At 42.6% G+C, this 13,147-nt stretch carries 12 protein-coding genes; 6 read left to right on the top strand and 6 right to left on the bottom strand.

Annotation, left to right across the window (positions count from 1 at the left end):
• Nucleotides 1-48: 48 nt before the first annotated feature.
• Both BACINT_RS13980 and mnmA read left to right on the top strand, forming a co-directional pair.
• Nucleotides 49-1,335, top strand: coding sequence for an O-acetylhomoserine aminocarboxypropyltransferase/cysteine synthase family protein (locus BACINT_RS13980; RefSeq protein WP_007664197.1), 1,287 nt, complete (start codon nucleotides 49-51; stop codon nucleotides 1,333-1,335).
• Nucleotides 1,336-1,361: 26 nt separating this feature from the next.
• On the top strand, nucleotides 1,362-2,423 hold the full coding sequence (mnmA, locus tag BACINT_RS13975; RefSeq protein ID WP_007664195.1) for a tRNA 2-thiouridine(34) synthase MnmA: 1,062 nt from the start codon (nucleotides 1,362-1,364) through the stop codon (nucleotides 2,421-2,423).
• An 8-nt stretch (nucleotides 2,424-2,431) separates the two neighbouring features.
• On the opposite strand, the gene BACINT_RS13970 is transcribed toward mnmA, so the two are convergent.
• The 3 genes from BACINT_RS13970 to nhaC form a co-directional block, all read right to left on the bottom strand.
• The gene (locus BACINT_RS13970) at nucleotides 2,432-3,091 is read right to left on the bottom strand and encodes a response regulator transcription factor (RefSeq protein ID WP_044155266.1); all 660 of its coding nucleotides are present in this window, start codon (nucleotides 3,089-3,091) and stop codon (nucleotides 2,432-2,434) included.
• Between the two features lie 448 nt (nucleotides 3,092-3,539).
• Entirely contained in the window at nucleotides 3,540-4,130 is a 591-nt protein-coding gene (locus tag BACINT_RS13965; protein ID WP_007664192.1) for a DUF4251 domain-containing protein, read from the bottom strand.
• Nucleotides 4,131-4,184: 54 nt separating this feature from the next.
• Nucleotides 4,185-5,612: a Na+/H+ antiporter NhaC gene (gene nhaC, locus BACINT_RS13960; protein ID WP_085930040.1), complete on the bottom strand. Its 1,428-nt coding sequence runs from the start codon at nucleotides 5,610-5,612 to the stop codon at nucleotides 4,185-4,187.
• Between the two features lie 168 nt (nucleotides 5,613-5,780).
• Between nhaC and BACINT_RS13955 the strand changes: the two genes are divergently transcribed.
• A complete protein-coding gene (locus BACINT_RS13955) occupies nucleotides 5,781-6,854 on the top strand; it encodes a sugar kinase (RefSeq protein WP_007664186.1) in 1,074 nt (357 codons plus the stop codon).
• 63 nt (nucleotides 6,855-6,917) lie between these two features.
• On the opposite strand, the gene BACINT_RS13950 is transcribed toward BACINT_RS13955, so the two are convergent.
• Nucleotides 6,918-7,886: a DUF6807 domain-containing protein gene (locus BACINT_RS13950; RefSeq protein WP_021967687.1), complete on the bottom strand. Its 969-nt coding sequence runs from the start codon at nucleotides 7,884-7,886 to the stop codon at nucleotides 6,918-6,920.
• Nucleotides 7,887-7,931: 45 nt separating this feature from the next.
• A complete protein-coding gene (locus BACINT_RS13945; protein WP_044155264.1) occupies nucleotides 7,932-8,264 on the bottom strand; it encodes a DUF3795 domain-containing protein in 333 nt (110 codons plus the stop codon).
• A 147-nt stretch (nucleotides 8,265-8,411) separates the two neighbouring features.
• Here BACINT_RS13945 and BACINT_RS13940 point away from each other — a divergent pair, with 147 nt between their 5' ends.
• The 3 genes from BACINT_RS13940 to creD are packed head-to-tail and all read left to right on the top strand — an operon-like array spanning nucleotide 8,412 to nucleotide 10,741.
• Nucleotides 8,412-8,996, top strand: a complete 585-nt coding sequence (locus BACINT_RS13940; RefSeq protein WP_007664179.1) for a hypothetical protein — start codon at nucleotides 8,412-8,414, stop codon at nucleotides 8,994-8,996.
• 3 nt (nucleotides 8,997-8,999) lie between these two features.
• Nucleotides 9,000-9,296 carry a winged helix-turn-helix domain-containing protein gene (locus BACINT_RS13935; protein WP_007664177.1) on the top strand — a complete coding sequence of 99 codons (297 nt, stop codon included), beginning with the start codon at nucleotides 9,000-9,002 and terminating at the stop codon, nucleotides 9,294-9,296.
• A 59-nt stretch (nucleotides 9,297-9,355) separates the two neighbouring features.
• Nucleotides 9,356-10,741, top strand: coding sequence for a cell envelope integrity protein CreD (gene creD, locus BACINT_RS13930; RefSeq protein WP_007664175.1), 1,386 nt, complete (start codon nucleotides 9,356-9,358; stop codon nucleotides 10,739-10,741).
• A 100-nt stretch (nucleotides 10,742-10,841) separates the two neighbouring features.
• Here creD and BACINT_RS13925 read toward each other — a convergent pair whose 3' ends face one another.
• A complete protein-coding gene (locus BACINT_RS13925; RefSeq protein ID WP_007664173.1) occupies nucleotides 10,842-12,797 on the bottom strand; it encodes an LruC domain-containing protein in 1,956 nt (651 codons plus the stop codon).
• Between the last annotated feature and the right edge of the window lie 350 nt (nucleotides 12,798-13,147).

The raw sequence follows: 13,147 nt of genomic DNA, 5'->3' as shown, positions 1-13,147 counted from the left end.
TCCCATTATCTTTGCGCTCAATCAATTAATCCTAAAAATACAAAGACAATGGAAACAAAGAGATTGCATTTTGAGACGCTTCAACTCCACGTAGGACAAGAACAGCCCGACCTGGCTACCGATGCGCGCGCCGTGCCCATTTACCAAACTACTTCATACGTATTCCGTGACTCAGCCCATGCTGCCGCACGCTTCGGTCTGCAAGATGCGGGTAATATTTACGGTCGGCTGACAAACTCCACACAAGGCGTGTTTGAGGCTCGTGTGGCTGCACTGGAAGGTGGCGTTGCTGCATTGGCGGTTGCCTCAGGAGCTGCTGCCGTTACTTATGCTTTTGAGAATATCACCCGTGCCGGAGATCATATTGTCTCAGCCAAGACCATCTACGGAGGTACCTATAATCTGTTGGCGCATACTTTGCCGGCCTACGGAGTGACTACCACTTTTGTAGACCCTACGGAGCTTTCAAACTTTGAGAATGCGATACAGGAGAATACGAAAGCCGTATTTATCGAAACCCTGGGCAATCCCAATTCCAATATCATTGATATTGATGCCATTGCCGAAATTGCCCATCGCCACCGGATTCCATTGATTATTGATAATACGTTCGGTACTCCTTACCTGATACGTCCCATAGAGCACGGGGCGGATATCGTAGTCCACTCCGCTACGAAGTTCATCGGCGGTCATGGCACGTCATTGGGAGGTGTGATTGTGGATAGCGGTAAGTTCGACTGGGTGGCTTCCGGTAAGTTCCCCCAACTCACGGAACCGGAACCTTGTTATCATGGTGTACGGTTTACGGATGCTGCGGGGCCTGCGGCTTATGTCACACGTATCCGCGCCGTACTGCTTCGTGACACGGGGGCTACTATTAGCCCGTTCAACGCATTCATTCTGTTGCAGGGACTGGAAACGCTGTCTCTCCGTGTGGAACGCCATGTGGAAAATGCCTTGAAAGTGGTTGATTTCCTGAAGAAGCATCCTAAAGTGGCGGCGGTCAATCATCCGTCATTGCCGGAACATCCGGACCATGCTTTGTATGAGAAGTATTTCCCCAATGGTGCCGGTTCCATCTTTACCTTTGAAGTGAAGGGCGGAGTGAAAGAGGCGCATACTTTTATTGATAACTTGCAGATATTCTCGCTTCTGGCGAATGTGGCGGATGTCAAATCTCTCGTCATTCATCCCGCTACCACCACCCATTCGCAACTGAATGAGCAGGAACTGGAAGAACAAGGTATCAAGCCGGGAACTATCCGTCTGTCCATCGGCACGGAACACATTGCCGATTTGCTGGACGACTTGTCTCAGGCATTAGATAAAATTTGAAAGAACAATAACTACTCCTTAACTAAATGAATATTGCTGTTTTATTATCAGGAGGTGTCGACAGTTCTGTTGTCGTACACCTTCTTTGTGAACAAGGCTACCGTCCGTCCCTCTTTTACATTAAGATAGGAATGGACGGTGCCGAATTTATGGATTGTTCGGCCGAAGAAGATTGGGAGATGGCTTCGGCTGTTGCCCGCCGTTATGGCTTGCCTTTGGAGATGATAGATTTGCAGAATGAATATTGGGAACAGGTGGCTGCCTATGCCATTGATAAAATCCGTCGCGGCTTGACTCCCAATCCTGATGTGATGTGCAACCGGTTCATCAAATTCGGCTGTTTCGAGCAGAAGGTAGGGAAGGAATTTGACTTTACCGCTACCGGACATTATGCCACTACCGTCAGTAAAGACGGGAAGATATGGCTGGGTACAGCCGTAGACCCGGTAAAAGACCAAACCGATTTCCTCGCCCAGATTGATTACCTGCAAGTTTCCAAACTAATGTTCCCCTTGGGTGGGCTGATGAAACAGGAAGTACGGGACATTGCCCGCACGGCAGGATTGCCCACTGCCCGCCGCCGTGACAGTCAAGGCATCTGCTTTTTGGGCAAGATTAACTATAATGACTTTGTCCGCCATTTCCTTGGCGAGCGTGAAGGGGACATTGTGGAGTGGGAAAGCGGTAAGAAGATTGGTACGCATCGCGGATATTGGTTCCATACTATCGGACAGCGTAAAGGTCTGGGGCTGAGTGGCGGTCCCTGGTTTGTTATTCGGAAGGATATTGAAGAAAATGTGCTTTATGTTTCTCGCGGATATGACACACAGTGGCAATACGGTCGTGAATTCCGAATGCACGATTTCCATTTTATTACAGAAAATCCCTGGCAGGAGGCTGAAGAAGTGGATGTTACTTTTAAAATCAGGCACACGCCGGAGTTTATGAAAGGAAAATTAGTACAGGAAGGAGGGAACTACCGTATCATTTCTTCTGATAATCTGCAAGGCATAGCTCCGGGACAATTCGGTGTAGTTTATGACGAGGCTTCCCGGATATGTATCGGTAGCGGAGAAATCTGTGTCTGAAAACTCCCTTATATATAGTATTCCACCAAGTCGACAATTCCCGCTTTCATCGCATATTTTGTAGCTTCGTGGGCATTGTTCACCCCTAACTTGCGGAATATATTTTTGCGGTGGCTGTTTACGGTGTGGAAACTGAGATTTCTTTCCGCCGCAATCTCTTTGGTTGTTTTTCCTAAAGCTATTTCTTTCAGTATGCTACGTTCCGCCGGGGTCAGTAAATCATCTTTCGGCACGGGGCGGGCGGGAGCAACACTGCTGCCGGACAGCAACAGGTTACTTACATGATTGCAGATGAACCGTTCCTTCCTTGAGGCGCATTGCAGTGCAGACAGTATTTCTTCTTTTGAATTATCTTTCAATACTACCCCGAACGACATGCTGCTGAACAGCACTTGCCGCAAAAACTCTACACTTAACTCATCCGAGAAAAGCAACCAGTCGGCTTCCTTAAATCGTTCGTGCAATACAATCAGCTCGTCTGCTCCGGAAAAGTCAAACAAGGTATAGTCCAGTATAACCACTGCTTGCGGATGCAGGCGCAGTTGCTGAACCAATTCTCCTTTGTTGTCCGCTTCCAGCAACAAGGCAGTGTCTTTTTGCTTGCTAAGTAAGAACATCATACCTGCTTTGGTGATGTCCTGATTGTCGGCGATGATAAATTCTCTCATATCGGGTACAAAGATAATGCAAACAGAGGCAGAATGAAATGAACTACTCCTTTTTTTGTTCGGATGGGTTGGAAGCCGGGCTGTAATGGTCAAGGTATATGACAAAGACAGGATAAGGATATAGATTGGCATACCATCAATGGCATTGATGATAGTCATCATCGGCATTGATGGTAGTCATCATCGGCATTGATGGTAGTCATCATCCGTATTGATGATAGTCATCATCCGTATTGATGATAGTCATCATCCGTATTGATTCTATGCTTATCTATAACCTTATCCTGTCTCTCTCATATATCTTGACCATTACAGTCCGGCTTTCGTCCCTTTCCGATCCTATGGGGAGCTGTCTGCTGATTCGTATTTATCACAAAAAACTCCGCTGCAAATAATCCCTAAAAGGCACCTTTGCAGCGGAGTGGAAATATATATATTGTAAAGGGCTTTACCAGGAACGTCCTTTGAAGATACTGGATTGGTCTAACGGAACCAGATTACCGCTCAACGTCATAGTGTTGGAGTTGAAGTTCGGGCTGATGGTTACACTGGCATTGTTGCCACCGTTGGTCAGCGTAATGAAAATCTGTGCCGAAATACCGATACCCTGAATACTGAACTGGCAATTTACATTACCTTTTTTATCAGTAGTAATCTTCATATCCGAGGTTGTTCCGTCCACAGTTACACCACCGATACCGTTAGGACCGGGATATACAGTGTTGAATGCTACCTGCACGGTACCACGTCCTTGGTTCACTAATACGAAGTTGGTGTTGGAGTTTACGAAAGCCGTCTGTCCGTTGCGGAACATCACCTGGTCAGCTTCCAGTACAAACTGGTGGGCTTTCAATGCTGCCACAGCGTCATCATACGAAATGGCGTCGGCCACTTGTTCTTCAGCTTTCATGCGGGCGCGTTCTGCGTCTCTCTGAGCTTTACGGTCTGCGCGGCGTTCCGCTCTACTTTCTTGTGCATACATGGCGGTCGTTGCCGCACTCATCATTACTAATGCTACTAATGCAATAAACTTTTTCATAATTCTTTAATGTTTAGGTTTTACGATTCTTGTTCGTTTATTGCAAAACAACCTTTATTCGGGATTGTTCACGGGACGCTTCACAATTTTATATCCGATGGCTGCAACCAGGATGCTCATCAGCGGGCTGATAATGTTGAAAAAGCAATAGGGAAGGTACGTCAGCGTAGATACGTTCAATATCGTTGCCTGCGTCATTCCACAGGTGTTCCAAGGTATCAGAGGCGAAGTGACGGTGACGGCATCTTCCGTTGTGCGGCTCAGCAACCGGTTCTCATATCCTTTTTTCTCATAAATGTTGCGGAACATATTTCCGGTAAGGATGATACTGATATACTGGTCGGCAGTGGTGAGATTGAGAAACAATCCCGAACAAACGGTGGAGGCCACCACACTGACCCTGCCTTTCATGAAGCGTACGAAGACGGATGTAATGCTGCCCAGCATGCCGCTTGCCGTCATTGCGCCGCCGAAACACATGGCACAAAGTATCAGCCAGACCGTATCCATCATGCCCGCCATGCCACGGGTGGAGACAAGGTCGGTCAGCATCGTGTTTCCCGTGTCCAGGCTGGTGCTTCCGTAGAATGTCATCATTACGCCTTTAAATATATTACTCTCTCCGGCAATTTCTCGAAGCAATTCCGGCTGGAAGATGATAGCGCATATCCCTGCCAGCAGAGTAGAGAGGAACAAGGTGATGATGGACGGAGTCTTCCGCGCAATAAGTATTCCGGTCACTATGGGCACAATCAGCAGCCAGGGAGTGATGGTGAATGTATCTTTCAGCGAAACGGCAAAGTCGGCCATGTGTTCCGTAGAGTGCGTTTCGATGACGAAACCCATCACGGTGAAGATAACGAGTGTGATAATCAATGACGGCGTAGTCGTAATCAGCATATAACGTATATGCCGGAACAAAGGTACATCCGTTATGGAAGAAGCGAGTATGGTGGTTTCTGACAATGGAGAAATCTTATCACCGAAGTAGGCGCCGGAGATGATGGCTCCCGCTATCCAACCCTCATTGAAGCCCTGTGCTTTGCCGATGCCCATCAAGGCAATACCGATAGTGGCGATTGTGGTCCACGAGCTACCCGTCATCACGGAAATCAGTGCGCAGATGATGCAGGTGGATGCCAGGAAGAAATCGGGATGGATAATCTGCATACCATAATATATAAGGGTAGGGACGATGCCGCTTATCATCCATGCACCGCTCAGTGCACCGATAATCAGCAGAATGATGATGGCAGTGGCAACTCCGGCAATATTATTCGTAATGGCGAGTTCGTAATCTTTCCAGGGAACCCGGTAAAAAGCTATTCCTATAAATACGCAGAAAGCTGTAGTGGTCAGCAGGGAAATCTGGCTTCCTCCTCCCAAGGCATCGCTTCCGAATGTATGTATTGTGGCAAATAACATTCCTACCAACAGTACGATGGGCAGGAGAGATACTAAAGGAGAGGGAATTTTCTTCAATGAACTCATTCTGTTTGTTATATCAGTTAAAACTTTGCAAAGTTACAACAAATCTGATGATTCTATTTTATCCCTGCTTTTCCGCCAATAAATATTATTATATCTTTGCGTTTGCTTGGAATAAAAATACAACTTTGCAGTTTAGTTAATCTTTATTATTGACATCGTATGAACAAGAAACAAATTACCACAAATAAGAAAGTAGTCACCTTTGGTGAAGTAATGCTGAGGCTTACTGCTCCTGATTTCCTACGTTTTTCACAAACCAATCAGATGATAGCCACTTACGGTGGCAGTGAAGCAAATGTGGCCGTTTCGTTGGCTAACTTTGGTATTTCCACAGAATTCGTAACCCGCCTGCCGGACAATGCTGTGGCACGTGCCTGTATAGCTTCGCTCCGTGCTAACGGTTTAGGTACGGAAGGTATTGTTTTTGGTGGTAAGCGCATGGGGCTTTATTTCCTGGAAAGTGGTGCGGCATTCCGTAATTCTAATGTGGTTTACGACCGTGAAGGCTCTTCTTTTGCTACTTTGCGTCCGGGCATGATTGATTGGGAAAAGATATTCTCTGATGCCGGTTGGTTTCATTGGTCGGGTATTGCTGCTGCTTTGTCACAAGATGGTGCCGATGCATGTCGTGAGGCTCTTGAAATAGCTGACCGTATGGGATTGACTATCTCCTGTGACCTGAATTTCCGTAAGAAACTTTGGAACTATGGGAGTTCTGCTGCCGAAGTCATGCAACCTTTAGTACAATATAGTGATGTTATTTTCGGTGCCGAACCGGAATATAAAGAGATACTTGGCATACAGCCTGTCGGTTTCAAAGCGGTAGATGCTGCGGATACTACGTTTGAAGCAAACCTTTCTGCCTTTGAAGAGTTCGGTCGTCGGGTGGTGGAACTTGTTCCTCGTTGCCAGAAGGCATTTCTGGAACTTCGTAATTCCATTACTTCCAATCATAATTTGCTGGCTGCCGTTCTCTATTCTGATAGCACATTGAAGCATACAGGTATTTATGATATCGAATGCGAAGTGGACCGCGTGGGTGCCGGTGATGCTTTTGTCGGTGGCATGATTTATGGTCTCATAATGTATCCGGATAATGATCAGAAAGCATTGGAATATGCTCTGGCAGCCTCTGCATTAAAGAATACCGTATACGGTGATTTTAATCATGTGACGGTGGAGGAAGTAGAGAGCCTGATGCAAGGAAATACATCCGGAAGGGTATCACGATAAAAATGTTTTTCCGATTCATCAGTTTATAGGTGCATAAATTGATGAATCGGAAAAAGAATACAATTAGATAACCTCTTTTGCAAGTGCCTCGGCAGTAGAGGCGTTTATCGATTCATCCAGCACATAGATCCGATAAGAAAGACGCAATTCCTGATCGGGATGCAAAGTAAATGACTGGCGTTTGGTTGGAGAGAAGTTCCACATCAGGTCGCCTCGGGAATTATTGGCTTTATCATTCCATACCCGTATCGGTTCGGGATAGTTCAGATTGGAAGGGTAAGGAACAATCAGGATACAGGCATCGTCTTTGCCGGGTTTCTTTTGAAAGTAGCACCAACGGGCCAGTGATCCATCGGCATTGTTACGGTCGAGTCCTTCGGATGTGAGCATCTCGGTTGTCTGCCCATTCCAACTTTCGCATACACGGATACAAATGCCTCCATAGCGGTAGCTTTCCAATACTACCGGGGCAGAAGTGGCACAACGAAGCATGGTGTGATAGTCAATGTAATATCCCCGTTGTTTGGGTTTTCCCACACGGATTTTCAGTTGCTCGGTCATCGCTATTTTTTCTTTCGTGGAGTCGGGATATGCCACATGGTCGAGTACAGCGGAAAAACCATCAGGTTGCACTTCTACGAATTGCCGAAAACGAACTGTACCTTGTTTCTTATAGAGATTCCAGAAGTCAATTTCATTTTCTTCGAATGTGGTTTTTGTCCAGGCATACCACAAGCCGAAATGGTGATAATGGTCGGCTGGGGAACAATTGGTCAGTACCTCACCTTCCAATGTACGTAAAGGATGGATGAATCCGCTTCGTTTATAAACAGTATCTACACCCTGTGGAGGATAAGTTACTGCATAATTGTAAGTAAACAAGTGCTTTCCATCCATTGTGTACTCCAATGCTCTATTTGTATCTACCACAGCAAACGGAGTGTGGGTAGAAGAGCATGAGCTGAAAAGTACGAAAAAACTTAAATGGAATAGAGATAAAATGATGCTCTTTATTTCAGTGTATTTATGCATGGTTATCAATGTTTTGTTGGCAGTGCAAATTTATCAACTACAATGTTATAGAAGATTTTCTTTAGCACTGGGAGTATGCTGAAAAATAGGACTAACTATCTGGCAGTTATCCAATTCTTTACAGTCACCACAGGTGTTAAATCCTTTTTCGTTTACGCATTTGCGAATTGCGCACATATCGCTGCAATACATCGTTTTCACCCCATCTACACGACAGCCCATACAATTAATGGTATCTGCCGTAATCTCCGGTATGTTATTCAACTCACTCCACAGTTGGGCTGTTTTTTCTCTTAACTCATTGTCATCTCTGACAGTAGCTATGCGGGCATCGCAACTTTCGCAATCTAATCCGCAACAAGCAATTAATTGTTTCATCATTAGGCTATGACTGTTGATATTTGGTTGATTGCAAATATAGTAATTCTTATGCGGCTTAATCTTCATTGAATATATTTTTTCTCGATATTCTTTGTTCCTTTCATTTTTTATATTTTACTTTGCATCACAAAGTACTTTTTGTATATGGATAAGAATAAAGCAATAGAATCAGTAAATGAGATAAAAGAATTGATGGAAAGATCTTCCAAGTTCGTATCTCTCAGTGGAATGACGGCTGTCTTGGCCGGAGTGTATGCATTAGCCGGTGCTTATGTGGCCGGTCAGTTATTAAGATCAGGAGATAATAGGGAAGGACTAATAATGGTTGCTTCACTGGTTTTGACTGTTTCAGTCGTTACCGCCTGTATCTTGTCCTGGTATAAGGCCAAGAAGATGCAACAAAAGCTATTCAGTAAACTAACCTATCGCATTGCATGGAATTTTTCATTGCCGTTGTTGACGGGAGGGTTGTTCTGTATAGCCTTATTGCTACATGAACATTATGGATTGGTATCTTCTGTGATGTTACTTTTCTATGGACTTTCTTTGGTCAATGTGTCTAAGTTCACTTACTCCAATGTAGCATGGTTAGGATATGCTTTTCTTTGTCTGGGTATTGCAGACTGTTTTTTTGAAGGACATGGCTTGATGTTTTGGACAATTGGTTTTGGTGGATTCCATATTTTGTATGGCATGTTGTTTTATTTACAGTACGAAAGAAAAAAATAATAAATGATAGAAGCATTTCAAAATATAAATAAGGCATTTGAAAGTAAAGTTCGTCTGGGTATTATGGCAGTTCTCATGGTAAATGAAGATGTCGATTTCAATACTTTGAAGGAATTACTTTCACTGACGGACGGTAACCTGGCAAGCCATACAAGGGCTTTGGAAGAGTTGGGCTATATCGTTTGCCAGAAGAGCTTTGTGGGTAGGAAGCCGAAAACATCTTTCCAAGCCACTGCGGAGGGGAAAAAGGCTTTCAAAACTCACATTGAAGCATTGGAGAATTTTCTGAAATCAACGTAGATGTTTGGCTTCACACAAAACCGGACAATACTAAATATCTTACTTAATACTATTCTATTATGGACAATTTGAATGACAATTTGAATGAAGATTTCAATGTAGATTTCACAGAGAATCTGAATGAAACAAAGAAACAGGCAAGGGGCTGTCTACGCCGTTTCTCTAAATCAATTAAAGTGGTAGTTATCGCTTTTCTAATTTTATTGCTGTTGATCCCGATGTTTATGATCGAAGATATGATTAGGGAACGTGGGCAGATACAGACGGATGCTATTGAGGAAGTCGGCCAAAAGTGGAGTTTGGCACAGACTATTACAGGCCCTTATATTAACTTGCAATATCCCATTACTCAGGAAGATAATGGAGTAAAGAAGATTACTATGGGGAGTATAACATTGCTTCCTGATGAATTGTCAATAGATGGACAGTTGAGTACAGAGATTCTTCAGAGAGGAATTTATAAGGTAAATGTCTATCAATCCGAATTACTGATCAAGGGATTCTTTAGTTCGGAAGAACTCCGTAAGAGTAATGTCGACATGGATGTGCTTCAGTACAATAGAGCAGCTGTTTGCTTGAACCTAACAGATATGCGTGGTCTCAGTGAACAGGTCAGCATTACACTGAATGATTCTGTCTATACGTTTGAGCCGGGAGTGGATGGACGAGGTATTGAAAGTATGGGTGTTCATGCCATTGTCGACCTTTCCTCTCTGAAAGAAGACAGGAAATTGCCTTATGAAATGAAAATTAAATTGAAAGGTTCCCAGTCTATCTACTTTACCCCATTGGGCAAAACCACCAAAGTGAACCTGAAAGCAAATTGGAATACTCCAAGTTTTGATGGCAATTATTTGCCTGAGAAACGGGAGATTACAGAGAAAGATTTCTCAGCACAGTGGCAGGTGTTGAATCTTAATCGGAATTATCCCCAGGTACTTGTCAATTATCAGAATGCCAGCATTAAAGATATTCAAAACTCTAATTTTGGTGTCAATCTGAAAATGCCGGTAGAGCAGTATCAGCAGTCTATGCGCTCTACTAAGTATGCTATTCTGATTATTCTACTGACTTTTACAGTAATATTCTTCACAGAGATAATGGAGAAAACCCGTATTCATGCCCTGCAATATTTGTTGGTAGGATTAGCTCTTTGTCTATTCTATAGTCTGTTATTATCCATGTCCGAGCATATTGGTTTCAATATGGCTTACTTGGTGGCATCGGTGCTTACTATTACTTTGGTGGGTGGATACATGCTGGGGATTATCAAAAGAAAAAAAACGGCGTTCATTATGGTAGGTTTGCTAAGTGTTCTTTACATTTATGTTTTCATCCTTATCCAGTTAGAAACCTTTGCTTTGCTGGCCGGTAGTCTCGGACTGTTTGTGATACTGGCAATGGTGATGTATTTCTCTAAGAAGATTGATTGGTTTAATGAATAAATATCTATATATAAAAGAGAGTATCTAAGTCATAACTGGATACTCTCTTTTATATAACTTTTTCAGTCTTATCCTTTATCTTTGAGCTTTTGGAGAGTCCTTAATTTTTATACCAATCTTTATTCTTTTCACCATTACTGGTTACCCATTCATCATAACCACTATATAACAGATTTATAGCTTTTCTTTCGTTGTTTCCATCCAGTAATTTGCTTAAATCACTTTCTGTAGCCCGACTCAGAAAGAATGCAAAAGGATAGTTACCTTTACGCACATAGTAGATGCCTCGATCCGGTTTAGATGCATCATCTCCCTGACCAAAATGGGTTTTATTTATTTTGGATGTCGGTGTTTCCTGAGGAATATGTACTTCCCATCGTAAACCATCTTCTTCGTTCTTGAATATGAATGCCTGAGCTTCTGATTGCGCTGAAATGGGCTTACTATAATTAACAGTCACTTTGTATTCTGCTCCCATATTATCTTTCACATTTTCAGTCAGGAGGTATATGTTTTCCTGGGGCTCGTATGCAAATGTGGTTTCGGTGAAGTCTTTCTCACCTTCTTTACGAATGGAGCAGGTGGCAGATTTAATATTTTCTTCCGTAATGAGTCTGAATCCTAAACCATTATTATTGGTAGCAATATTCTGGAATGTTTTGAATGTGAACGATTCGGAATATATTTGATTCTTTTCATTGAAGGTGTTTCCATAGTTATATCGCACAATTACATCATTCATGTCGTAATCTCCCTGATTGGGCCATAGATCCTCGAATGCGTATATACCTTTAAGGAAATCAATACTTGTTTTATCATCATCAGGATTTGTCACGGGTATGTCAGTAATAGCGTCTACCGGATTCGATTTTAAAGCAATGACTACATCGCTGAAGTTTTCGTCAGTCATATAATCTTCAAAAGAAGTCAATATCCAGTCGCTATATCTGTAAACTGCAGTGCGTGGTTCATTAAATTTCATGCCTTTGTCGTTTAAACTTAAGCCACTTGAAGTGGCAGCACGGTATTTTTTGTATCCGGAAAAACCGTTAACATGATGATTCCAACCATTGGTGGCCAGAACAAAACCGATTCTGTAACCGGCAGGAAATACCGTGGTTGCCCCTTCTTTACTTTTGGATGCAATATTGGGATAATACATTAGTTGTACAGCGGTCAACGGATTAATACCGGCACTTTTATATGCTGTCCAATTTCTCCAAGTACCATCCTGAGTATTCGGGAACAACATAATTACATGAGCATCATTTAAGTCTTTGGGTTGTTCTCCTGCTTTATAATAGTAATATCCCAAAGAGCATGTCCAACAGGTGTTTTGCCCCAAGAATGTAACTACTACTTCAGCATCTTCGTTAACATACATATCCGAGTAGCCACGGTATTCTTGCGGGCAAGTACTATGGGTGTTTATAATACGGGTATGTGCAGCATATAAACCATCTTTTTCTGTTGCTGCCAATATACCTGTATACTTGTAGTTGATATCTCCGTTTTTATGCTTATCGTAGTCACCTAACCAGGTTTTCCACACTTCATTTCCATACTGATTGCTTACCAGATAGCTATCATACGGGGAGGAAGTTGAGTAAATTGCACGAGTAGGTATAGGTGCCGCCTTATCCGTAACTTCAATATTGCCATTTACAATATTTGCTTCCATCAGAGTTTGCGCAAAGAAAACAGGAGAATAGATATATACCTTTGTTAAGTATGAAGGTAATTCTATCTTTCCTCTATAGGTACCGTCTTCTTGGGTATAGGCAGCAAACAGGTAATTTACATCCTGACGCTTGATGTAAGTACCGTATTCACTTTCAGTAACAGGCATTTCATCATATACTTCAAAATACACATTTGATTTTACAGTACCATTTACGTAATTCACATTTAAGTTTACGCCTTTTTGTACAGTAGAAAAGGAGAAATTGTTGAATTCTTTTTCATCCTCCTTAGGCCCCTTATAAACGTCATTGTCCGTACAGCTGCTTAATACGAGTGCAGCGCATAAAGTAGTTCTTAATAATTTTTTCCACATATTATTTAGTGTTTATTGATAGTCTCGCGTTCCTTTTTCAGGTCTATGTGTGATCCTTACAAATGCAAGATAAGTCTGTGCTCGGTTGACATTTGTAGAAAATGATCATAATAAACAACTACAAAGATATTGTGTTATTATCGAATATACAACTGAATATTTGATTTTTTGTTCAAAAACTCTTATTTGTAGTCAAATTCTGCAATTTTATTGTGTACCTTTAGAAAAACTCTAGTTAAAAAATACAAGAATTTTATTCGCTTGTTATAAGTTCTTAGGGATATTATCATTTTATTCTTCTTATGTTTTGAATTATGGAGTGGGGCAGTTTATAAATATCTTGTATCTGT

The organism is Bacteroides intestinalis DSM 17393 (assembly GCF_000172175.1).
GTDB classification, from domain to species: Bacteria; Bacteroidota; Bacteroidia; order Bacteroidales; family Bacteroidaceae; genus Bacteroides; species Bacteroides intestinalis.
Note: the sequence above shows the minus strand (reverse complement) of the source record. Positions and strands in the feature narration are given on the sequence as shown.